Genomic DNA, 23,222 nt, shown 5'->3' with positions numbered 1-23,222 from the left:
CTCCTACATTGTGGTTGGGTCGTAAATGGACGCGGGCAGGTCAAAGCCCCACAGGCGGAAGCGCTCGGAGTAGTGGCTGCGCACGCCGGTTGCGGTGAAGTGACCGATAATCTTGTTGTCAGGTGTCAGGCCAACACGTTGAAAACGAAAGATTTCCTGCATGGAAATCACATCGCCTTCCATCCCGGTGATCTCGGTGATCGATGTCATGCGGCGCGAACCGTCCTGCAAGCGGCTGGCCTGTACGATCAGGTTCACAGCGCTGGCAATCTGGCTGCGCACGGCCTTGATCGGCATCTCGATCCCGGCCATCGCGATCATGTTTTCCAGACGCGAGATCCCGTCGCGGGCCGAGTTGGCGTGGATCGTAGTCATTGACCCGTCGTGGCCAGTGTTCATGGCCTGCAACATGTCGATCACCTCGGCACCACGCGTCTCACCCACGATGATACGGTCGGGGCGCATCCGCAGGGCGTTTTTGAGACAGTCTCGCGGGCTGACCTCACCTTTGCCTTCCACGTTGGGCGGGCGACTTTCCATCCGGCCCACATGGGTCTGCTGCAGCTGAAGTTCGGCTGTATCCTCGATCGTCAGGATGCGTTCGGCGTCGTCAATGAAGCTGGACAAGGCGTTCAATGTGGTCGTTTTTCCGGAACCAGTACCGCCCGATACGATAACGTTCAGGCGCGTAGATACCGCAGCTTGAAGATAGGCAGCCATTTCTTCGCTGAACGCACCGAAATTGACCAGATCATCGATGCCCAGCTTGTCCTTTTTGAACTTACGAATGGATACCAGAGATCCGTCCACCGCAATCGGCGGCACCATGGCGTTGAAACGCGATCCGTCAGCAAGACGGGCGTCAACATAAGGGTTGGATTCATCGACCCGGCGACCCACGGCGGACACGATCTTGTCGATGATCCGCATCAGGTGCTTTTCGTCCTTGAAGGTGATGTCGCTGAGTTGCAGCTTGCCGTCGCGTTCTACGAAGATCTGCTGCGGACCGTTCACCAGAATATCGTTGACCGTGTCATCCTGCAGCAAGGTCTCCAAAGGCCCAAGCCCTGTGACCTCGTCATAAAGTTCCTTGTTGAGCTGCGAACGGTCTTCGCGGTTCAGAACGATGTTGCGCGATTCGAGAACTTCGCTGGCAATGGCGCTGATCTCGGCCCGAAGTTCTGCCTCGGCGGCAGATTCCAGCGCCGAGAGGTTCAGGTTTTCAAGCAATTCGCGATGCAGATCAATCTTGATTTCACTCAAGCGTTCCTTGCGCTTGCGGTCACGGTCGGAAGATGAGGCCTCGGCGGCCTTTTTTTGCACCGGTTTGCGGACAACCGCCGTTGTGGCAGAGGCAGGAGCGTTTGCCGCGGCCGGGGCGGCCTCGGGGGCTTTGGCCGCTGTCTTGACCGGCTGCGCATCAGGCTGCTTCTTGTATCTCGAAAACATGACGGCTGTCCCCTTGAGAAGTTGTTACGCGGCTTCCGCGTTGCTCGAGCCCAGGCTGTGAAGCGACTTGGCCAGTTTGGCGATTTCCCGCCGCAGTGGGTTCTTGGCGGCAGATTTTGCAAGCGGCAGGCCGTGATCGCCGGCTTGCAGCACCGGTTTGCCACCTTCGGGCAGCTGCAGATCGATGGAGATTCCCAGGCTTTCGCCCATGCGCTTGACCCGGCCCTTGCCGTTCAGATCCGTGAATTTTGGCGCCCGGTTCAATGCAAAGCGCAGCTTGTTGAACGGCAGCTCCTCGGCCTGCAAGGCACGCTTCAGGCGCAGCGCGTTCTGGGCGGACCGCATATCCAGCTCGATCAGTGCAAAATAGACATGCGCCGCCGCCAGCACCGTTTCGGACCAGTGCACCAGCGTTTTTGGCATATCCACGACCACATAGTCGAAATGCTTGCGCGCGGTGTCGATGACGCGCTGAATATCCTCAGGCGTAATCAGGTCCAGCGGTACAATGTCGGAAGGCGAGGTCAGAACCTGCAGTTTTTCTTCATATGTCTGCAGCGCCTGGGAAAAAACATCGTCGTCCATGGACGCCGTGTCCGACAGCATTTCAAACACTGTCTCGCGACGCGGCAGGTCCAGATAGGTGGAAACTGTGCCAAATTGCAGATCCAGGTCAATCAGGCAGACGGTCGGTGCTTCTTTGTCCGAAACCGTAGCCAGTTCCCAGGCAAGATTGACCGCCAGAGTGGTCGAGCCTACGCCTCCGGCCAGGCCGTGCACCACAAACAGCGCGCCTTCTTTTGATTCGCCCTGGGTCAACGGAACTGCCGCCGCCTGGGGCGCGGCAACCGGATCGGGCTGTTTCATGCGCTCGATGGCCTCCTGCAACTCGCCTTCGGGCAGCGGGTAGGGGACAAATTCATCGGCACCTTTGCGCAATAGCTGATGCAGCGACGCAGGTGTGACATCTTCGGCGATCAGAACAACTTTGATTTTCTTGTCCTTGGCGCGGGTGATGATTTCACCCATCAGCGTCAGGTTGTCTTCGTCTTCCCCGTCGATTGCAAGTGCCACAAATTCAAGAGAATCTGCCTCGGGCTGGCTGAAAAAAGCCAGTGCCTCAGCAAATCCAAGATCGCCCCAGCGTTCACCCAGCGCAACTTCCATGTCTTCGATCAACAGATCGAAATTCTGGACATCACGGCTGATTGTGCAGGCCAGAATGGCGTTATTTTCGTCTTGCGGCGTGGCGCTTGTCATTAACACAATCCTCGTAGCGAGGGCTTGGCAAATCTTACAAACACAAGCGGTCTGGTCGGATTGGCTGTCGCCCCGATGCGGTCAAATCTGGCCGCAGGTCACCCAATTGTTGACAACGTCTCTTGGAAGTTGGGCGAGAATTGGGCGTAAAAGAACAAATTGTAGGGAATTGGGCGACGATGCCGCCCAATTGTGCTTTATTGTTCTTGTGTGGTGCCAACGCTGGTCTGGGATGCCAGACCCGAGGGCGGAATGGCGCTTTCCACGTAGCTGCGATAGATAACCTCGGCGTATTTGCCGTCCAGCAAGTTGGGGTGGTTATCTACAAATCCGGACACTTCGGTCACGGTACGCCGGTTGCGGCGGTCGCGATTCGGTGTGTCGATCAAAGGACGTGACTTGCCGAAAGAAACCACAGCTTCAAGCCGCGACCGGGAAACGCCCTGATTGACCAGGAATGCGACCGCTGAGTTTGCGCGACGCTGTCCCAGGCTTTGGTTATAGGACGCGGAACCGACCCTGTCGGTGTGACCATAGACCCGGAACCGGGCTTCGGGGAATTGCTTGATCCAGGCCGCCTGCTGCGCCAGGATCCGCTGCGCCGAAGCATCCAGTTGCGAACTGTTGAAGGCAAAGTTGATCTGGGTTGGAACCTCTGCCGCAAACCGCTGAGCCAGGATCTGGGCATAGGACAACTCACCGTTCATCACCTGGATATTGTTGAGAGTTGCGTTGCCGAAAGCGCCCGAATCAATTTCGTATCCCGCTTCCCGTGTACAGCCTGCGACAGCGACCGACAGACATAGTGTCATCATCCACTTTTGCATGGGTCCTATCCTCCTCATCAATCCAGGACGTAGCCGTAAGAGCTGCCATAGCCCTGTTTGGCCACTTCTGTTGCGGCACCTGCACCGGCACGTGTTGTCCGGGCGGTCTTGCCATTCACGAACAGATCGAATTCGCTGGGCGGTTTGACCCGATCGGTGGGCAGAGCCAGGGCTTCACCTCGCGTCGGCGACACAAGATGTGCGGTGATGATAATAACAAGTTCGCTTTGTTCGCGCTGATATTCTGCGCTGCGGAACAGGGCGCCCAGGACCGGTACGTCGCCAAGCCACGGGATCTGGTTGTTCAGGTCGGCAAAGTTGTCCTGGATCAGCCCGGCGATGGCAAAGCTCTCACCGTCGCGCAGTTCAACCGTCGTGCTGGTCTGGCGTGTGATAAAGCTTGGAACGTTGTCGCCATTGATCGTGAAGTTCGAGCTGTTATCGATCGCCGAGACGGACGCGGCCATCTCCAGATTGATCAGCTCACCGTCGACAACACGCGGGATGAAGTCGATTTCGACACCGAAGGCCTTGTATTCAATGGTAACGACACCATCGTCCTGCGGAACCGGGATGGGTACTTCACCGCCGGCCAGGAATGTCGCTTCTTGCCCGGACAGTGCAGACAGGTTGGGTTCAGCCAGGCTGCGGGCCAGGCCTTTGGCCTCAAGGGCCTCCAGCAACAGGCGAACCTGGGTCGAACCTGCGCCAAATCCAAACAGGATGGCACCCGTGTTGGACTGCACGGCGGGAATGTTGTTGCTCAGTGCGTTCTGCAATGCCAGCGAGTTGTTCAGCGTGTTGATACCACCGGTCACATCGCCGCCACCGAAGCCCAGCGATGCTGACAGGCTCTTGGCGACCGAGCGGTTCATCTCTGCAAAGCGGACTTTCAGCATAACCTGCTGCACGCCGCCAACGCTCATAAGGTTCGAAACGCGATCCGGGGCATAACGTTCCGCCAGTTCCAGCGCGCGGGCCAGCTTTGCCGAGCTGGACACGGTGCCGGACAGCACGATGCCGTCATTTGCCGTACGCACCTCGACCCGCTCATCGGGCAGGATCTGGCGCAGCCTTTCCTTGAATTCGGTCACATCCGGTGCCACACGAACGCGAACGTTCGTGATCAGATTGCCGACGCCATCGAACAACGTCAGCGTTGTGATGCCAGGAGCCTTACCAAGAACATAGATCGTGCGGTCCGAAAGCGACGAGATGTCGGCGATACCCGCGTTGGCGATGCTCAGTTCTGCGAACGGCTCTTCACTCTCAACAACAATTGCGCGATTCATAGGGACATCCAGCGTTTCCGCCGTGCCCTTTTTCACCACGCGAAGATTCTGTGCCCAGGCGGCATCGCCGACCGGGCTCACAACAAGCGCCAACCCCAGCAGGGTTGCGCTGATCCAGGAACGTATTGTCATGTGACCTGCCTCTCCGATCACGCCTCGTTTTTGGGTCTATCGCCCTCTGATACGAAACACTGCGCGAATTCAGAATTTATTGCAATAATCAATGGTTTCCGGATTGTTCCTTATGTGGGGAATGGGCAACAATCAAAATAGAAAGAGCCGCGCAGACTGCGCGGCTCAAATCCGTAACGCTCTGATTTAACGTCAGTTTGTGCAGGGAATTGGGGTTTCGACGATCTCTCCGCCGCGGCGGGTCCGGATCGTACACACTCTTTCCTGGGCTTTCTTCGGAGCGGGAGCCGCCTCTTTAATACCCAACAGTTTTCGCTGGTCGACTTCGATTGCCGCGGTGATGGCCTCGTCCTCGACCCCAACCAGGGCGAGGGACAGGCGGCCGGTGCTCTGGGCCTGGGCCAGCGAGATCGCCTGTTCCGGTGTAACGGCAACCGTAACTGTACGTGCAATTGTTGTGCCTGTGACGTCCGAGCCTGCGGACTGATCAATGGCAACCAGTCTGATACTGGGAAGAATCAAACGCGTGAGTTCACCGCTGGCACCCTCGACCGCGCCCCGCAACGAGCCGGTCCAGATAATGTCGACGTCGTCTCCCGGGCGCAGAAACCCGGACACGCCGGACGCAACATCAACGCTGATGGCAAAGGCCCGCTTGCCTTTTTCCAGGCGCGAGGTCAGACCCGCGGCTTCGCCCGGCCGGGTAATCTTGACCTCCATGATCGCTTCGTCTTTTTCCATGGCCCTCATGACATAACGCTCATTGTCTCCGGTCTCGGGGAACAGGACGGTCATTTCCGTGAATGTGCCCTCGGGGATCGCGTTTTCCGGCCAATCGACGATACGCACATCTTCTTCCTTCACGCGTTCGCCATACTTCAGCGAACGGTTGGACACGATGACGCTGACGGTCGGAATTACATTGACGTTCGCGTTTGCCAAAGCTTCCTGGGCTGCCAAACGCTCGCGTGCGAGAGCATCCTGATAGGCGGTGATATAGTTGCGCGCCATGTAAACCGCGCCGCCGGCCAGAGCCACCCCGACGATCAGAACAAGACCAAACACAGCTCGCATGCGTGCACCTCATATTTTCGATGGCCAGAGTCATTTCGGCCAGTGGGAAACTTTGAAACAGCTTATTTCCTAAACAGGAATTGTGTCGAAATGTAGGACAAAGAAGACATTTCTATCACTGTTCCACGATTGTAGGGCGAGTTGGCAACACACTCAGGTCAAGCGCAGGCCCCGGGGGGCTACGTTTCAAACGTCCAGCGTGAAGAGCCCGGAGTTGGCTGAACTATGCTTGGAAACCTTAGGCAGTAGCTCAGCTACCGCCGCCCGCGGTCCCTGAAACAACGATCCCGCCAGGCGCGTTGTTGGATCCGGTACTGATGGTCGCGCTGGACATCGCCGAGCTGGTGTTCCCGCTCAGGCTGATGGTTGCTGTCTGGATACCGAAGTAAATCAGTGTCGCAAGCGCAATGATTATGGCAGTCAGAACGACCCAGTCGACGGTGACAGCACCGTCTTCAGAGGTGGTAAAGGATTTCGTGAACCTGATCATTCCGGGTCACTCCATTAAAGCAGGGTCGGGGCAGAACCGACCAATAGAATCTGTTCACTTACAACCTTTGCTGATGCACTCATTATGTTTTGCTTTGCCGGAATGGCGGGAATTGGGCAAAACATTGAATAATATGACTTATTTGGATTTCTTTGAGATGCGCCTGGCCGTGACCGCGCCTGATTTTCGCTCGGTTGCCAAATCGCCGATGCCTTGCCTGGCCGGTTCTTGAGTTAACGGTTCCAAAAGAAAAGCCGCGCCAGTGTTGGCGCGGCCTGTTTCCATTTCTGGGAATTGTCTGGCTTAGTTGGTGCCCGAACCGGTGATACCACCTGTAACGGTACCATCGCTGGTGCCGGTGTTAATGGTTGCGCTGCTCAGCGCGGTGTTCACATCGGTTGCCATGCCCTGTGCGCCGTTAGCGATCTGCTGGTAGGCCACGGTGCCCAGACCGATGACTGCTGCGGTCAGAACAACCCAGTCCACTGTTACGGCGCCGTCTTCGTCTTTGCGGAAGTTCTTGATGAACTTGATCATGTTACGTCCCTCCTAAAGGATCTAAGTCAATTAACCTTGGCGTCTTTCAGAGCTTTCTCTCTCAGTCCGCTCATGACCGTCTCGGTATGGATATATGTTTGACCGTTGTGCGTGGCAGGAATTGGGCCAAACACAGTTTTTTTGCGCCTCCTCTTAACTTTTTGGTGACGAATTCGGCACCGCATTGAAAAATAACAAAAAAAATTTTCAAAGTGACGGTGATGACCTTCGCAAGAGATGCAAAATTGCGCCAAATGAGGCGAAATTGCCCCAATTCGCTTTGTTTTTCTGGCCTTGCGGCCGGATTCGAGGTTCAAATTCATAAAAAGAAAACAAGAGGCAGGCAAAAAATGAATCTCCGGTACGCAATCACATGCGCCGGCGTGTCGGCATTTCTGATATCGGGCACGGTTCCGGTGATCGCCGCCGATATCGAGCCGAGAGGCGTCTATAAAAGGATCAAGGCGCCAAAGCCCGGCGCGCGCCCGCGTATCACCGTTCAGATCACGGCTGAAGAACATGCATCCCAGCCTTTTGCCCCCAGCACCGGGGCCGAGCTTGAAACGCCTGAAGTGGTCAAGCGCACCGCGCTTCCGCCCGAGAACCTGCCGGGGTCGAACAGCCCTGAAAAACCTGTCGGCTCCTACACCGCCTTCTGGGACAAGATCTCGCCGGAACTGGCTGAGGCCGGGGCAGGGCGGCTGGATATGGCGATCAATGCGCTTTCATCCACAAATGTTGCTTCACCACGTTTGCAGACCCTTCAAAATATCGCACAGCTGCAGGGGATCGACATTCTGCGCTCGACAGTGGGAACCAAGGTTTCCCCGGCGCTTGTCCTTGCGGTGATTTCCGTGGAATCGGCCGGCCGGGCGGATGCTGTCAGTTCAGCCGGTGCGCAAGGACTGATGCAACTGATGCCCGCCACGGCCGAAAGGTTCGGTGTTGAGGACAGTTTTCAGCCCTCGCAGAATATCGCGGGCGGTGTGAAATACCTGAACTGGCTGATGGGGGAATTCAAAAACGACCCGATTTTGGTGCTGGCCGGATATAATGCGGGCGAAGGAGCCGTTCGCAAACACAGTGGTGTGCCGCCTTATGCGGAAACCCGCGATTACGTGCCAAAAGTGCTTGCGGCGTTTCAGGTGGCGCGCGCGTTGTGCTCGACCCCGCCGGAACTGATCTCGGATGGCTGCGTATTTCAGACGCTAAACTGAAAATGGCCCGCGAGTCGGCGGGCCATTCAATATCAGGTCAATCAGCCGACGATCGTGGCTTGGGTCGAGGCCCGCATATCGTCTTCACTGACACCGTCGGCCAGTTCGACAATCTTCAGGCCGCCTTCAACCACATCCAGCACGCCCAGATTGGTGATGATGCGATCAACGACGCCCTTACCTGTCAGCGGCAAGGTGCATTCCTTAAGCACTTTTGAATCGCCATGTTTGTTGGTGTGATCCATGACCACGATCACACGACCGACGCCGGCGACCAGATCCATCGCGCCGCCCATACCCTTGACCAGCTTGCCGGGGATCATCCAGTTGGCCAGATCGCCCTTTTCGTCCACTTCCATGGCACCCAGAATCGCCGCAGCGATCTTGCCGCCCCGGATCATGGCAAAGGACGTGGCGCTGTCGAAGTAGGACGTGCGGGACAGTTCGGTGATCGTCTGCTTGCCCGCGTTGATCAGGTCGGGGTCTTCTTCACCCTCGAACGGGAATGGACCCATGCCCAGCATGCCGTTCTCGGATTGCAGAGTGATGTCCTTGTCCCCCACATAGTTTGCCACCAGCGTCGGAATGCCGATGCCGAGGTTCACATACATGCCGTCTTCCAGCTCTTCCGCCGCGCGTGCGGCCATCTGATTGCGGTCCCAGGGCATTATGCGTCCTCCTTCTTGCGGGTGGTGCGCTGTTCGATGCGCTTTTCGTGGCTCCCCTGAATGATGCGGTGCACGTAGATGCCGGGCAGATGGATCCCATCCGGGTCGAGCGAGCCGCGCGGCACGATCTCTTCAACCTCGGCGATGCAGATCTTGCCGCAGGTCGCGGCAGGTACATTGAAGTTGCGTGCAGTCTTGCGGAAAATCAGGTTGCCGGTGTCATCGGCCTTCCAGGCTTTGACGATGGCGAGATCGGCAAAAATGCCTTCCTCCATGATGTAGGTCTCGCCGTTGAAGTCCTTGTGTTCCTTGCCGTCGGCAATCACGGTACCCACGCCGGTCTTGGTGTAAAAGCCGGGGATGCCCGCGCCGCCTGCGCGCATACGCTCGGCCAGAGTGCCTTGCGGGTTGAACTCCAGCTCCAACTCGCCGCTCAGGTACTGGCGCATGAATTCGGCGTTTTCACCGACATACGAGCTGATCATCTTTTTGACCTGCTTCGTCTGCAGCAGGATGCCGATACCGAAATCGTCGACCCCGGCGTTGTTGCTGGCAAAAGTCAGATCCTTGGCGCCCGATTCCCGGATCGCCTCAAGCAGCAGTTCGGGAATACCGCACAGGCCGAAACCGCCCGCCGCAATCAGCATGCCATCCGACAGCACCCCATCGAGCGCTTCAGTGGCATTGGCATAGATTTTCTTCATGGAAAACTCCCCCAATGACATGGTGATGCGGCAGGTTGTGCCGCCACGTCACGGGGAAGTCAATGAAACCAGAGGGCAATGGTATTTCTACCTAGCCCCGTCTCAGCCCGCCTTCTTGGCTGTCTTCTTGGCAGCGGCCTTCTTCTTTGGCGCAGCTTTTTTCTTGGTGCCCTTCTTGGCCGCACGCTCGTTGACCAGTTCAACGGCCATTTCCTGCGTCACGTCTTCGGGTTTTACGTCCTTGGGAATGGTCGCGTTGACTTTCTCCCATTTCACATACGGCCCGTAGCGCCCGTCCAGAACCTGCATCGCGCCGCCATCGGGATGCTCGCCCAGTTCCTTCAGCGGTTTGGCCGCCGCACTACGGCCCCGACCGGGGTTGGCCCGTTTTTCGGCCAGCAGTTCCACGGCCCGGTTCATCCCGATCTCGAACACGTCATTAGGGTCTTTGAGGTTGGCGTAAACCGGTTTGGCTTCATCGGCCAGTTGATGCATCAGGTAAGGCCCGAAGCGACCGAAATTCGCGCTGATCATTCCGCCTTCGGGGTGTTCGCCGATCTGGCGGGGCAGGCTGAGAAGGGTCAGCGCCTTGTCCAAATCCATGTCATCCTTGCTCCAGCCACGCGGCAGCGACGCACGGGGTGGTTTTTTGTTCTCCGGCGTCGGCTCGCCACGCTGGACATAAGGACCAAAGCGGCCGGATTTCAGCCAGATCTCATCACCCGCATCCTCGCCCAGAAGACGTTCGTCGCCTTCCGCGCCTTCACCGGCGATCGGACGGGTATACGTGCATTCCGGGTAGTTGCCGCACCCGACGAATCCGCCGGTGCGCGACGTCTTCAGGTGCAATTGCCCCACGCCGCATTTCGGGCAGATACGCGGATCCGACCCGTCCTCGCGCGGCGGATAAAGCTGCGGTGCCAGCGCTTCGTCCAGCTTGTCCAGCACTTCCGAAATGCGCAGCTCCGAGGTCTCGCCAATTGCAGCCGAAAACTCGCGCCAGAACTTGCCCAACAGATCCTTGTAGTCGCGATCCCCGGCGCTGACGTCGTCCAGCTGTTCTTCCAGATTGGCGGTGAACTCATAGCCCACGTACTGACGGAAGAAATTCAGCAGGAAGATGGTGACGATGCGGCCCTTTTCTTCAGGGATCAGCCGGTTTTTGTCCTTGCGCACATATTCCCGGTCCTGGATCGTCGTCACGATCGAGGCATAGGTCGAAGGGCGACCGATCCCCAATTCCTCCATCCGTTTGACCAAAGTGGCCTCGGTGTAACGCGGGGGCGGTTGGGTGTGATGTTGCAGGGCCAGAACGGCTTCATTCTCGGACAGGATGGCGGCCTTGTCATCGTTCGTGGCCTTTGTGTGCTGATCCCGCAATGAGGTCTTGGCAAACGGGGCAGGGTCCCCCTTCATGATCTGAGGCAGGCGTTTTTCGTCGTCATCCGTGACGTCATCGCGGCCCTCTTCATAGACGCGCATGAACCCGTCGAACAAAACCACCTGCCCGGTGGCGCGCAGACCGACCTGACCGTCGGCGCTGCCAATCTCGACCGTGGTCCGCTCCAGCCGGGCGGCGGCCATCTGGCAGGCGATTGTACGTTTCCAGATCAGATCATAAAGCTTGCGCTGATCCTCATCCGTGACCTTCAGCGCCTTGGCATCGCGGGTCATATCCGTCGGGCGGATACATTCATGCGCTTCCTGAGCGTTCTTGGCCTTGTTCTTATACATGCGCGGGCTGTCTGGCACGTATTCTGCGCCATATCGGTCGGCGATGGCGTCGCGGGTGGCAGTCACAGCTTCGGGTGCCATGTCGATGCCGTCAGTCCGCATATATGTAATGTAACCCGCCTCATACAGCCGCTGCGCCACCTGCATCGCGTGGCGGGCTCCCATGCCGAACTTGCGGCTGGCTTCCTGCTGCAGCGTGGATGTCATGAACGGCGCGCTTGGGTTGCGGGCGGCAGGCTTGGCCTCGACTGATGTCACGCTCAACGCGCGGCTGGTGATGGCCTGAACTGCCAATTCGGCTTGTGTCGAATTGGTCAGGTCGTGCTTGTCCAGCTTTTTTCCGGCCAGCGTGACCAGCCGGGCCTCGTAGGTCTGGCCGCGGGGCGTTTCGAACAAGGCCCGCACCGACCAGTATTCGACCGGCTTGAACGCCTCGATCTCCATCTCGCGCTCGACGATCAACCGCAGACAGACCGACTGCACCCGGCCAGCCGACCGCGCGCCGGGCAGCTTGCGCCACAGAACGGGTGACAGGTTGAACCCCACCAGGTAATCCAGCGCACGGCGGGCCAGATAAGCCTCGACCAGCGGCATGTCCACCTGACGCGGGTTCTGCATCGCCTGCGTCACAGCCTCTTTGGTGATGGCGTTGAATGTAACCCGGCTGACCGGTGTGTCTTTCTTGATCGAGCGCCGCTTGGTCAGCGCTTCCTGCAGGTGCCAGCTGATTGCTTCGCCCTCGCGATCGGGGTCAGTGGCCAGGATCAGCGCATTGTCGTCCTTAAGTGCGTCGGCGATGGCCTTGACGTGCTTGCGGCTGTCATTGCCGACTTCCCATTTCATCGAGAATTCATGCTCTGGATCAACCGATCCATCCTTCGGCGGCAAGTCGCGTACATGGCCGTACGAGGCCAGAACGGTGTAGTCGGGGCCCAGATATTTGTTGATCGTTTTTGCTTTGGCCGGAGATTCTACAACAACTACAGGCATTTAAGATGAATCCTTGCTCGACAGGCTTTGCACTTTGTATGGCGGTGCAAAATGTGTGCGGCAAGATCGAATTGTCAATGCGTACCTTGCCGCATCCAGTTTTTCCCGCAATTTCAGGGCTCTGGCCGGGCCAAATTTCTTCAAACAGACGGGGCCAAGCAAAAGCCGGTGATCAGGCTACTCGCGAAAGCAGGCCGCCCGCCTGCCGCTGGATTCGTCCGTCCAGTTCCAGATCCAGCAAGGCCGGGGCGATGGCCTCGGCCGAGGCGGCAATGTCCCGGATCAACTGGTCTTCGGCCACTGGCGAAGGACCCAGCCGCGCCAGAATTTCGGCCTGCAAGACTGACGCCTCTGGCATTGCAGGGGCGTCAGACGAAGGTTGAAGGCTTAGCGGAAGTTCCGGCGCCTCTGCCACAGATTGTTGCGGCGGCAGCGCGTCAATCACGTCTTGCGCGGAACGGACCAGCGTTGCGCCATCGCGGATCAGCAGATTGCACCCGGCGGCGCGGGCATCGAACGGGTGGCCGGGTACGGCCAGAACCTCGCGCCCCTGATCCAGCGCGTCCCGCGCCGTGATCAGACTGCCGGATTTTGCCGCCGCCTCGACCACCACAACCGCCTGCGCGAGGCCCGAGATGATGCGGTTGCGCCGCGGGAAATGCCGTGCCTGCGGCGTCACCCCCATCGGCTGTTCGGACAATCGCAGGCCCTTGCGTGCAATATCGTTCGCAAGATCGGTATTTTCCGCCGGATAAACAACGTCGACCCCGCCTGCCAGAACAGCCACCGTCCCGGTGTCCAGCGACGCGATGTGCGCGGATGTGTCGATGCCGCGCGCCATGCCTGAGACGACCGTATAACCGCACGCCCCAAGCTCTTTCGTCAGGTTCCGGGCCATACGCCCCCCGAGGGACGAGCAGTTGCGCGCGCCGACCAAAGCAATTGCGGGTTTTGCCAGTACGCTGATGTCACCGATGGCCCACAGCATCGGGGGTGCATCAGACAGGGTCGACAGGGAAGCGGGGAAGTCAGCGGCCCCAAGGCACAGAAGCCGCGCTTTTGCGGCTTTTGCAGCCCTGAGTTCCGCCTCAATCACGCCGGGTGGGCATATTTCATAGTCTTCGATCCCGGCGGCGCGTGCCATTTCCGGCAACGCGGCCAGCGCATTCTGCGCCGAGCCATGTTCGCGCAACAGTCGCCGGAATGTTGCCGGGCCAACCTTGCGTGAGCGCAACAGACGGAGCCAGGAAAACCGGTCCTCTTCCGTGGTGGGTGGGAGTGGGGGGTGATAGGAAGAAAGCTGCTCTTCAGTCATCCGTTGCTCCGCCTGATTGCAGAACTGGTTTACGGGATGCGGGGTTAACAGCCTGTAAATCGTTGAAAATTATATGCTATTTGCACAGGTGGTGTACTTTGGTTGCAGGATAACCATCGGAAAGTAAAAAGAAAAACCGCGATAGCTTTCCTTGCGCAGTTCGCGGTCATTCCAATGCAGAAATCAAAAAATCAGGCGCAGTGTTAACCCTGCGCCCTTGAGTCTCCAATTGATTCCCGCTCAGGCGGCCGATCCGCCCACTGTCAGGCCATCCATCAGAACGGTTGGTTGGCCGACCCCTACGGGCACCCATTGCCCGTCCTTGCCGCAGGTGCCCATGCCCGGGTCCAGCTCCATGTCATTCCCAAGCCCGCGAATGCGCTTCAGGGCGGAAGGGCCATCCCCGATCAGCGTCGCGCCCTTGACTGGCGCACCGATCTTGCCGTTCTCGACCCGATACGCCTCGGTGCAGGAGAAAACGAACTTGCCGTTGGTGATATCCACCTGGCCACCGCCGAAGCCCACGGCCCAGATACCGTCCTTGATGTCCGCAACCAGGGCGGCAGGGTCCGCATCGCCTCCCAGCATGATCGTGTTGGTCATGCGTGGCATTGGCTTGTGCGCATAGCTTTGCCGCCGCCCGTTGCCGGTGGGCGCGACATTCATCAGCCGTGCGTTCTGGCGGTCCTGCATATACCCCGTCAGTATTCCGTCTTCGATCAGAACCGTGCGGGAACTGGGCGTGCCTTCGTCGTCCACCGTGATCGAGCCACGCCGGTCCGCGATGGTGCCGTCATCGACGACAGTCACACCCCTGGACGCGATCGGTTGCCCCATCAGCCCGGCAAAGGTTGAACTGCCCTTGCGATTGAAATCCCCTTCAAGCCCGTGCCCAATCGCCTCGTGCAGCAGGATACCGGGCCAGCCGGGGCCGAGGGCCACTTCCATCACACCGGCCGGGGCAGGGACTGCGTCCAGGTTGACCAGAGCGATGCGCAATGCCTCGCGCGCCTTGTCCTGCCAGTCCGCCGGATCGATCAGCCCATCCAGACCGACACGGCCACCGCCGCCTGCCGAACCGCTTTCGCGGCGTCCGTTCTGCTCCACGATGACCGAGATGTTCAGACGGGTCATCGGGCGCACGTCGCGCACCAGAACGCCATCAGGGCGCAGAATCTCAACCTCCTGTACTGCGGCTGCGATGGTTGCGCTGACCTGAACCACCCGGGGGTCGAGATCGCGGGAAAACGCATCAATCTCGCGCAGCGTCTCGATTTTGACCGGAAAGCTGGCGGTTTCGATCGGATCCTCATCTGTGTAAAGCCGCTTGTTGGTCGCCCGCGGTGCCTCGGCCAGCGTGCCACCGCCATCCCCGACCGCCAGCCGCGCGGTCTCGGCCGCCCGTTTCAGCGCGGGGATCGAAACGTCCGTGGAATGCGCATATCCGGCAACTTCGCCCTGCACGGCGCGCAGTCCGAATCCTTCGGACGCATCATAAGACGCGGTGCGCAGGCGACCGTCATCAAAGACCAGAGATTCGGATTTGCGGCGTTCCACGAACAGCTCGCCATCCTCGGCCCCCGCCGTTGCCGATTGCAGCACCGCAAGCGCTTCATCATGCGGAATTGCGGTTTCAAAGGGGCGAAACGGGTCGTTTGACATGGCTTGGGGCCTTTCCGGTTTGATCCAGATCAAAAATAGCGTCTGTTTGACGCAAGCATTTTGCTTTATCTACCCGCAGGAATATGGTTTTTAACGCGGCCAAAGACAACGGGAGAGGTGTGGCCGATTCACACCTTTTCGCCAGGGACGCAAAGATCAAACGATCAGGACAGAAAATGAAGAATGCTTTGATGCTTTCGGGGTTTATGACAGCCCTCTCCAGCCTTCCCGCCATGGCTCAGGAGCTTGAGATTATCGGCAAGCCGACCGATGGCGGCATGGGTTTCCAGCCCGCCGCCACCAGCCTGGCCGAAGGGATTCGGGATCTGGATGGGATGATTCTGGTCATCATCACCGCCGTTTGCTTGCTGGTTGGTGGCCTGCTGCTTTACTGCATCGTGCGCTACAATCAGCGCGTTAACCCGAAGCCAGCCGGTTTCTCTCACTACACCCCGGTCGAGATCGCCTGGACGCTTGGCCCGATCCTGATTCTGGTCTTCATTGGCGCCTTCTCGCTGCCGGTTCTGTTCAAGCAGCAGGAAATTCCCGAAGGCGACGTGGTGATCAAGGTTGTCGGCAACCAGTGGTACTGGACCTATGAATACGTCGATCACGACTTTGCGTTCGACAGCTACCTGCTGGGCCACCCGGCCACCCTGGACGAAGGTGCCCGCCCAGCTGACGCTGACGTGACGCCGTTTGTTTTGGACGACGCGATGCGCGCCAAGCTGGCCGATTCCGGATACAGCGACGATGAATGGCTGTTGGCCACCGACACTGCGGTTGTCGTTCCGGTGAACAAGGTCGTCGTCATGCAGGTGACCGCATCCGATGTGATCCACTCGTGGACGATCCCGTCCTTCGGCGTGAAGCAGGACGGTGTACCCGGTCGTCTGGCCGAGCTGTGGTTCGAGGCCGACAAGGAAGGCATCTATTTCGGCCAGTGTTCGGAACTGTGCGGCAAAGACCACGCCTATATGCCGATCACCGTCAAGGTCGTCAGCCAGGAAGCCTATGATGAATGGCTGAAGAGTGCGATCGACGAATACGCAGGCCTGCCGCAATCCTATCAGATTGCTGCCAAGTAAACGCGACAGGGCGGGCTGGCCCCGCCTGAAACAACATGCAGGCTGCGCGGTAATCGCGCAGCTTTCGCCCACAAAGGACCGGAAATGAGCGACGCAAGCTTCAATGCCAGCACCGTGACCGCGAAGGGATACGCGGACGAGGCCAGCTTTGGCGATTATTTCGCCCTGCTGAAGCCGCGTGTGATGTCTCTGGTCGTGTTCACCGCGCTGGTCGGTCTGCTGGCGGCTCCGGTTTCCGTGAATCCCGTGGTCGGTTTTTGCGCCATTCTGTTCATTGCCATAGGTGGCGGTGCGTCCGGCGCGCTGAACATGTGGTGGGATGCGGACATCGACAAGGTGATGAAACGCACCAAGGGTCGTCCCATCCCGTCCGGCAAGGTTGAACCGGGTGAGGCGATGGCGCTAGGCCTCGCGTTGTCGGGCATGTCGGTCATCATGCTGGCGCTGGCTACGAACATCTTTGCCGGTGCGTTTCTTGCCTTTACTATCTTTTTCTATGTCGTGATCTACACGATGTGGCTAAAGCGCCTGACGCCGCAGAACATCGTGATCGGCGGCGCGGCCGGAGCGTTCCCGCCGGTGATCGGCTGGGTTGCCGCCACAGGCTCCATGACGCTTGAGCCGTGGCTGATGTTCGCTCTGACCTTCATGTGGACGCCGCCGCATTTCTGGGCGCTGGCCTTGTTCATGCGCACGGATTACGACGATGCCGGTGTTCCGATGCTGACGGTCACTCATGGGCGACGCGCGACCCGTGTGCATATCCTGATCTATACTGCGCTGCTGGCCATTCTAGCGGTTGGCACGGCCTTCTCGGGCATTGGCGGCCCGGTCTATCTGACCGTCGCCCTTGTTCTGAATGCGCTGTTCCTGCGCGGCGCATGGCGGATTTCCCGCCGCACCGAAGACGATGCCGAGGCGGACAATTTCAAGGTCGAGCGTGGCTTTTTCAAACTGTCGCTGTTGTATCTGTTCCTGCATTTCGGCGCCATTCTCGTGGAAGCGCTGCTGAAGCCCTATGGGCTGGGAGGCTGGTCATGAGCCTGCGCAAGAGCCACGAGTTGCACCACCGCCGTTTCAGCCGCAATCTGGGCGTGGGGCTGACCCTCGCCGCATTCATCGTGATCATCTTCGGCCTGACCATCGCCAAGGTTTCCAGCAGTTCCTTCACGGGTCCCGCTGTCGAGGTGCAGAACTGATGGCGATGTCGGGTCCTCAAAAAACGGTTGTGCAACTGGTCGGTGTGGTCGTCCTGATGGGCGGTTTGGCCTGGGCTGCGGTGCCGTTTTACAACTGGTTCTGCAGGGTTACGGGCTTTGGCGGCACCACCGGCGTCGCGCAGCAAGCCCCTGATGATATTCTCGACCGCATGGTCACGATCCGTTTCGACGGCTCCAAGGCCAAGGGCATGCCGTGGGAGTTCAAGCCCGTCGAACGCGAGATGAAGGTCCGCATCGGGGAAACCGGGCTGGCCTTTTACGAGGCCTACAATCCGACCGACAAACCCATTGCCGGGCAGGCGTCCTATAACGTGACGCCGTATTCGGCAGGCGGGTATTTCCAGAAGATCGCCTGCTTCTGCTTTGACGAGCAGGTATTGCAGCCGGGTGAGCGGGTCGAGATGCCCGTAACCTTCTTTGTCGACCCCGAAATCGTCGAAGACCCCGAAGCACAGTATGTTCATACGATCACTCTGTCGTATACATTCTACGAAATCGACCTGCCCGAGGGCTATGCCGCCCTTGACGTGCAGGCAGACACAAATACGAACTAACGCCTTAAGGTGAGGGACACTGATGGCACACGCTAAAGACCATGACTACCACATTCTGAACCCCTCGATCTGGCCGCTTGTTGGCGCCGTCGGTGGTTTTGTGATGCTGTTTGGAGCCGTCCTGTGGATGCACGGAATCACTCCGTGGATATTCTGGGCCGGTCTGGTGGCCGTTCTCTACACCATGTTCGCCTGGTGGTCCGAAGTGGTGGTTGAAAGCCGTCAGGGCGACCACACGCCAGTTGTCCGTATCGGTCTGCGCTATGGCTTCATCCTGTTCGTGATGTCCGAGGTGATGTTCTTCTTTGCCTGGTTCTGGTCGTTCTTCAAACATCGGATGTACCCGATGTACGACTATGCCGGCACCGAATACATCCAGCCGGACATCCACGCGGTTGACCCGTTCCACCTGCCGCTGATCAACACGCTGGTTCTGCTGTTGTCGGGCTGCGCGATCACCTGGGCGCACCACGCGCTTGTGCACGGCAATGACCGAAAGGCACTGGTGCAGGGTCTGGCAATCGGTATCGCGCTGGGTATTGCGTTTACCTTCCTGCAGGGTTTCGAATATTACGAACTGCTGGCCCACGGTGGTTGGGAATTCGGCGGCGATCAGTTCTATTCGAACTTCTTCATGGCAACCGGGTTCCATGGCGCACACGTGATCATCGGCACCATCTTCCTGACGGTCTGTCTGATCCGCGCACTGAAAGGCGATTTCACGCCCGAGAAACACGTCGGTTTCGAAGCGGCCGCCTGGTATTGGCACTTCGTGGACGTTGTCTGGCTGTTCCTGTTCTTTGCCGTCTACATCTGGGGTCAGGCCCCGCTGATGTAACTCCGCTTTGGTGATCCAATTGCAAAAGCCGCCCTTTGGGGCGGCTTTTTCTCTATCCGGGGCGCAAGATTGCGCCCCATACAATTGCTTGGTTGCAATTCGGGTCGCACGCCCCTTAACAAGACGCCGGTTCCTGCAATGAGGTTTGCCCAAGCCATGCGCCGCTTTCTGTTTCTGCTGATCTTCGGCCTTGCCGGTCTGGGCGTGCTGGTGTCGCTGGGCGTCTGGCAGGTGCAGAGACTTGCGTGGAAACAGGGGATCCTGGCCGAGATCGAAAGCCGGATCTCAGCCGAGCCCGTTGCTTTGCCTCCGCAGGTTTCGGAGGATGCCGACAAGTATCTGCCGGTCACTGTCTCTGGCGAAATGGAACCGGGCGAAATCCATGTTCTGGTTTCGGTCAAGCAGGTTGGGGCCGGGTATCGCATCATCCAGTCCTTCAGTACCGCGGATCGGACAATTCTGGTGGACCGGGGTTTCGTCCGGACCACTGCCAAGCAGGCGGAGCGTTCGACCGGGCCTATGGAGATCACCGGCAATCTGCACTGGCCCGATGAGATCGACAGCTATACGCCCGATCCGGACATCGATGACAACATCTGGTTTGCCCGGGATGTGCCAAATCTGGCCGCAGCGCTGGGAGCGGAGCCGGTGCTGTTGATTGCCCGCACGAAAACCGACCCGAATGTAACGCCTTTGCCAGTGGATGCGGCGGGTATCCCGAACGATCATTTGCAATATGCAATCACCTGGTTTGGTCTGGCTCTGGTCTGGGCCGCGATGACCGGGTACTTCCTGTGGCGCAGCCGTGCCAATACTGAGAGTGACGCGACATGAAATACATCTCGACCCGTGGGCAGGCGCCCGAACTGACCTTTGAAGAGGCGATGCTGACCGGACTGGCCCGCGATGGCGGCCTGTACCTGCCTGCCGAAATTCCGGTAATGTCACAGGACGAGATCGCCGCTCTGGCCGGTCTGTCCTATGAAGAAATCGCGTTCCGCGTGATGTGGCCCTATGTCAGCGGCTCGTTTGCCGAAGATGAGTTCAAGGAAATCATCGCCCGTGCTTACGAAGGTTTCGGCCATGATGCCCGGGCACCATTGAAGCAGCTAAACGAAAACCATTTCCTGCTGGAATTGTTCCACGGCCCGACGCTGGCATTCAAGGATTTCGCGATGCAGTTGATCGGTCAGCTGTTCCAGGTCGCTCTGAAACGGCGGGGCGATCGGGTGACCATCGTCGGCGCGACCAGCGGCGACACCGGATCGGCGGCCATCGAGGCGTTCCGGGGTCTGGATGCCGTGGACGTATTCATCTTGTATCCGCATGGCCGTGTGTCCGAGGTGCAGCGCCGTCAGATGACCACACCCGCCGATGGCAACGTGCATGCGCTTGCCGTGGATGGGGATTTCGACGATTGCCAGGCCGCGCTGAAGGATATGTTCAACGATTTCGACTTCCGCGATGGTGTGAAACTGGCGGGCGTGAACTCGATCAACTTTGCCCGTGTTCTGGCGCAGATCGTCTATTACTTTTCGGCGGCTGTCAGCCTCGGAGCCCCGCACCGCAAGGTCAGCTTTACCGTCCCCACCGGCAATTTCGGTGACATCTTCGCGGGCTATCTGGCCAAACGCATGGGGCTTCCAATCGACCGTCTGGTCGTGGCCACGAACCAGAACGACATCCTGCACCGTTGCCTGTCGGGCGAGGGGTATTTCAAGGGCGAAACCATCCCTTCGATCAGCCCGTCGATGGATATTCAGGTCAGCTCGAACTTCGAACGCGCGTTGTATTATGCCTATGGCGAAGACGGCGCCGCAGTGGCCCAATTGATGGACGAACTAAAGACGGGCGGCTTCAACGTCAGCCAGGGCGCGATGGAGGCCTTGCGTGAAAGCTTCGACTCCGGTCGCGTGTCCGAAGACGAAACGCTTGCGACGATCAAGAACACGCTCGCCCACAGCGCCGAGCTGGTTTGCCCGCATACCGCCGTCGGCGTCAGGGTCGCCGAAGCGCACCGCACGGCGGACGTGCCGATGATCACACTGGCCACCGCGCACCCGGCGAAATTCCCGGCTGCGGTCGAGAAGGCGAGCGGCGTGCATCCGCCTCTTCCATCCCGCATGTCTGATCTGTATGAACGTCCGGAACGGGTGACCCGCATTGCCAACGATCTGGGTGCCCTCGAGGATCATATCAGAAGGCATATTGCTGAGTGACTGTCAGACAGGACCAACTGAAGAACGGGTTTCGTATCGTCAGTGAACATATGCCGGGGCTGCAATCGGCGGCCATCGGTATCTGGGTAACCGCCGGCGGGCGGCACGAGCGGATCGAGCAGAACGGCATCGCCCATTTCCTTGAACACATGGCGTTCAAGGGAACCAAGCGGCGTTCCGCACTGCAGATCGCCGAGGCGATCGAAGATGTGGGCGGCTATATCAATGCCTACACCTCGCGCGAAGTAACGGCCTATTACGCACGTGTCCTGAAAGACGACGTGGCGCTGGCCATGGATGTCATCGGCGACATTGTCCTGAATCCGGTTTTCGACCCGCGCGAGATCGAAGTCGAGCGCGGCGTCATCCTGCAGGAGATCGGTCAGGCCTATGACACGCCCGACGACGTGATCTTTGACTGGTTGCAGGAGCAGAGCTATCACGACCAGCCCCTTGGCCGGACCATTCTCGGCCCAACCGAAAGGGTCAGTTCGTTCTCGCGCGAGGATCTGTCGGGCTTCGTGGCAGAGCATTACGGCCCGGATCAGATGATCCTGTCCGCCGCCGGCGCTGTGGATCACGATGCGCTGAAGAAACTGGCCGAGGAGATGTTTGGCCATCTGACACCCAGAACCGGCCTGATCGCCGAGCCTGCGCGGTTCACCGGCGGTGAGGCGCGGCAGGAAAAAGCGCTGGAACAGGCCCATTTCGCACTGGCGCTGGAAAGCCCCGGCTATCGTGACGATGCGATCTATACCGCACAGATCTACTCGACCGCACTGGGTGGCGGCATGTCCTCGCGTCTGTTTCAGGAAGTGCGCGAGACGCGCGGGCTTTGCTACACGATTTTCGCGCAGACAGGTGCCTATGCCGATACCGGGACAACCACGATCTATGCCGGAACATCGGCCGATCAGGTTGGCGAACTGGCAACGATCACCATCGACGAGATGAAGCGCGCCGCCGAAGATATGAGCGAGGAAGAGGTCGCCCGTGCCCGTGCGCAGATGAAGGCGGGGATGCTGATGGGGCTGGAAAGCCCCTCGAACCGCGCCGAACGTCTGGCGCGGCTGGTGCAGATCTGGGGCAGGGTGCCCTCGCTCGAAGATACCGTCGCCAAGATCGACGCCGTCAGCACCGAGGACGTCCGCGTCTTCGCCGAACAGATGGCCGTACAGGCCCCGGCAGCGCTGGCGCTCTATGGTCCGGTCTCGGGCGCGCCTACGCTGGCGCAATTGCAGGAGAGGCGTGCGGCGTGATGCTGTTGGGCAGACGCAAGCTGAAACTCGAAACCGAGCGGCTGAGCCTGCGTCCGCCTGTGCATTCCGATTTCAATGACTGGGCCGCGTTGCGGCGGGCGTCGCGAGATTATCTGACCCCGTGGGAGCCGATCTGGGCCCAGGATCACCTGAGCCGCAAATCCTTCACCAACCGGGTCTACTGGGCGCAGCGCTCGGTCGGCAGCAGTACGGCGATCCCGTTGTTCCTGTTTCGCCGCAGCGACAACGTACTGCTGGGGGCGATCACGCTGGACAACATCCGGCGTGGCCCGGCGCAGGCCGGAACGCTTGGCTATTGGACGGGTCAGGCGTTTGCCCGGCAGGGGTATATGCGCGAGGCCATCGGCGCGGTTGTGCACCACGCCTTTACACGCCTTGACCTGAGCCGGATCGAGGCTGCCTGCCTTCCTGAAAACAATGCCTCGCGCGGGTTGCTGGAAAGCTCGGGGTTCAAATACGAAGGCGTGGCGCAGTCATATCTGCAGATCAACGGGCGCTGGCGGACGCATGTTCTTTATGCCAGCCTGCGTTCGGACCGGCGCGGCAAGACCGACGCCGGGTAGGTGGCCCCAAAGGGGCCATCGGGGGCTCTGCCCCCGGCCGCGGCAAGCCGCGTCTACCCCGGGATATTCTTGGCCAGATGAACAAGGGGCATGACTTGGTCGCGTTCTG

The 23,222-nt window shown here is 59.2% G+C and carries 23 protein-coding genes; 11 read left to right on the top strand and 12 right to left on the bottom strand.

The window, feature by feature from the left end:
• Positions 1-3: 3 nt before the first annotated feature.
• The 6 genes from ACR0MI_RS06130 to ACR0MI_RS06105 all read right to left on the bottom strand — a co-directional run bounded on the left by ACR0MI_RS06130 (position 4) and on the right by ACR0MI_RS06105 (position 6,524).
• Positions 4-1,449, bottom strand: coding sequence for a TadA family conjugal transfer-associated ATPase (locus tag ACR0MI_RS06130; RefSeq protein ID WP_170613282.1), 1,446 nt, complete (start codon positions 1,447-1,449; stop codon positions 4-6).
• Between the two features lie 24 nt (positions 1,450-1,473).
• Positions 1,474-2,709, bottom strand: a complete 1,236-nt coding sequence (locus ACR0MI_RS06125; RefSeq protein WP_170613280.1) for an AAA family ATPase — start codon at positions 2,707-2,709, stop codon at positions 1,474-1,476.
• A 197-nt stretch (positions 2,710-2,906) separates the two neighbouring features.
• Positions 2,907-3,536 carry an OmpA family protein gene (locus ACR0MI_RS06120; RefSeq protein ID WP_170613278.1) on the bottom strand — a complete coding sequence of 210 codons (630 nt, stop codon included), beginning with the start codon at positions 3,534-3,536 and terminating at the stop codon, positions 2,907-2,909.
• A 17-nt stretch (positions 3,537-3,553) separates the two neighbouring features.
• Positions 3,554-4,960 carry a type II and III secretion system protein family protein gene (locus tag ACR0MI_RS06115; protein ID WP_170613276.1) on the bottom strand — a complete coding sequence of 469 codons (1,407 nt, stop codon included), beginning with the start codon at positions 4,958-4,960 and terminating at the stop codon, positions 3,554-3,556.
• Between the two features lie 192 nt (positions 4,961-5,152).
• Entirely contained in the window at positions 5,153-6,034 is an 882-nt protein-coding gene (gene cpaB / locus ACR0MI_RS06110; protein WP_170613274.1) for a Flp pilus assembly protein CpaB, read from the bottom strand.
• A 250-nt stretch (positions 6,035-6,284) separates the two neighbouring features.
• Entirely contained in the window at positions 6,285-6,524 is a 240-nt protein-coding gene (locus tag ACR0MI_RS06105; protein WP_170613272.1) for a hypothetical protein, read from the bottom strand.
• Here ACR0MI_RS06105 and ACR0MI_RS06100 point away from each other — a divergent pair.
• On the top strand, positions 6,511-6,756 hold the full coding sequence (locus ACR0MI_RS06100; protein ID WP_170613270.1) for a hypothetical protein: 246 nt from the start codon (positions 6,511-6,513) through the stop codon (positions 6,754-6,756). The genes ACR0MI_RS06105 and ACR0MI_RS06100 overlap by 14 nt on opposite strands.
• Before the next feature lie 71 nt (positions 6,757-6,827).
• On the opposite strand, the gene ACR0MI_RS06095 is transcribed toward ACR0MI_RS06100, so the two are convergent.
• On the bottom strand, positions 6,828-7,061 hold the full coding sequence (locus tag ACR0MI_RS06095; RefSeq protein WP_170816793.1) for a hypothetical protein: 234 nt from the start codon (positions 7,059-7,061) through the stop codon (positions 6,828-6,830).
• Between the two features lie 350 nt (positions 7,062-7,411).
• Here ACR0MI_RS06095 and ACR0MI_RS06090 point away from each other — a divergent pair, with 350 nt between their 5' ends.
• The gene (locus ACR0MI_RS06090) at positions 7,412-8,278 is read left to right on the top strand and encodes a lytic transglycosylase domain-containing protein (RefSeq protein WP_170613266.1); all 867 of its coding nucleotides are present in this window, start codon (positions 7,412-7,414) and stop codon (positions 8,276-8,278) included.
• Between the two features lie 41 nt (positions 8,279-8,319).
• Here the strand turns inward: ACR0MI_RS06090 and ACR0MI_RS06085 are convergent, their stop codons facing one another.
• The 5 genes from ACR0MI_RS06085 to tldD form a co-directional block, all read right to left on the bottom strand.
• Entirely contained in the window at positions 8,320-8,946 is a 627-nt protein-coding gene (locus ACR0MI_RS06085) for a 3-oxoacid CoA-transferase subunit B (protein ID WP_170613264.1), read from the bottom strand.
• Positions 8,946-9,650, bottom strand: a complete 705-nt coding sequence (locus ACR0MI_RS06080) for a CoA transferase subunit A (RefSeq protein WP_170613262.1) — start codon at positions 9,648-9,650, stop codon at positions 8,946-8,948. The genes ACR0MI_RS06085 and ACR0MI_RS06080 overlap by 1 nt, the downstream gene beginning before the upstream one ends.
• A 102-nt stretch (positions 9,651-9,752) precedes the next feature.
• Positions 9,753-12,374, bottom strand: a complete 2,622-nt coding sequence (gene topA, locus ACR0MI_RS06075; RefSeq protein ID WP_170613260.1) for a type I DNA topoisomerase — start codon at positions 12,372-12,374, stop codon at positions 9,753-9,755.
• A gap of 172 nt (positions 12,375-12,546) precedes the next feature.
• Positions 12,547-13,689, bottom strand: coding sequence for a DNA-processing protein DprA (gene dprA / locus ACR0MI_RS06070; protein WP_170815906.1), 1,143 nt, complete (start codon positions 13,687-13,689; stop codon positions 12,547-12,549).
• A gap of 240 nt (positions 13,690-13,929) precedes the next feature.
• Positions 13,930-15,351, bottom strand: coding sequence for a metalloprotease TldD (tldD, locus tag ACR0MI_RS06065; protein ID WP_170816794.1), 1,422 nt, complete (start codon positions 15,349-15,351; stop codon positions 13,930-13,932).
• A 176-nt stretch (positions 15,352-15,527) separates the two neighbouring features.
• Between tldD and coxB the strand changes: the two genes are divergently transcribed.
• The 9 genes from coxB to ACR0MI_RS06020 all read left to right on the top strand — a co-directional run bounded on the left by coxB (position 15,528) and on the right by ACR0MI_RS06020 (position 23,113).
• Positions 15,528-16,439, top strand: a complete 912-nt coding sequence (gene coxB, locus ACR0MI_RS06060) for a cytochrome c oxidase subunit II (RefSeq protein WP_170613254.1) — start codon at positions 15,528-15,530, stop codon at positions 16,437-16,439.
• Positions 16,440-16,523: 84 nt separating this feature from the next.
• A complete protein-coding gene (gene cyoE / locus ACR0MI_RS06055; RefSeq protein ID WP_170613252.1) occupies positions 16,524-17,480 on the top strand; it encodes a heme o synthase in 957 nt (318 codons plus the stop codon).
• On the top strand, positions 17,477-17,638 hold the full coding sequence (locus tag ACR0MI_RS06050) for a hypothetical protein (protein ID WP_170613250.1): 162 nt from the start codon (positions 17,477-17,479) through the stop codon (positions 17,636-17,638). Before cyoE ends, ACR0MI_RS06050 begins: the two co-directional genes overlap by 4 nt.
• Positions 17,638-18,213, top strand: coding sequence for a cytochrome c oxidase assembly protein (locus tag ACR0MI_RS06045; RefSeq protein ID WP_170619417.1), 576 nt, complete (start codon positions 17,638-17,640; stop codon positions 18,211-18,213). The genes ACR0MI_RS06050 and ACR0MI_RS06045 overlap by 1 nt, the downstream gene beginning before the upstream one ends.
• Before the next feature lie 22 nt (positions 18,214-18,235).
• Positions 18,236-19,051 carry a cytochrome c oxidase subunit 3 gene (locus tag ACR0MI_RS06040; RefSeq protein WP_170613246.1) on the top strand — a complete coding sequence of 272 codons (816 nt, stop codon included), beginning with the start codon at positions 18,236-18,238 and terminating at the stop codon, positions 19,049-19,051.
• Between the two features lie 156 nt (positions 19,052-19,207).
• Positions 19,208-19,885, top strand: a complete 678-nt coding sequence (locus ACR0MI_RS06035) for an SURF1 family protein (RefSeq protein WP_170613244.1) — start codon at positions 19,208-19,210, stop codon at positions 19,883-19,885.
• A complete protein-coding gene (gene thrC / locus ACR0MI_RS06030; protein WP_170613242.1) occupies positions 19,882-21,270 on the top strand; it encodes a threonine synthase in 1,389 nt (462 codons plus the stop codon). The genes ACR0MI_RS06035 and thrC overlap by 4 nt, the downstream gene beginning before the upstream one ends.
• Complete coding sequence (locus tag ACR0MI_RS06025; protein ID WP_170613240.1) at positions 21,267-22,529, top strand: M16 family metallopeptidase; 1,263 nt, start codon at positions 21,267-21,269, stop codon at positions 22,527-22,529. The genes thrC and ACR0MI_RS06025 overlap by 4 nt, the downstream gene beginning before the upstream one ends.
• Entirely contained in the window at positions 22,529-23,113 is a 585-nt protein-coding gene (locus ACR0MI_RS06020; protein ID WP_170613774.1) for a GNAT family N-acetyltransferase, read from the top strand. The genes ACR0MI_RS06025 and ACR0MI_RS06020 overlap by 1 nt, the downstream gene beginning before the upstream one ends.
• The last annotated feature ends 109 nt before the right edge of the window (positions 23,114-23,222 follow it).

It is taken from the genome of Ruegeria sp. D4 (assembly GCF_056534475.1).
The sequence above is the reverse complement of the archived record's forward strand: the minus strand, read 5'-3'. Positions and strand labels throughout refer to the sequence as shown.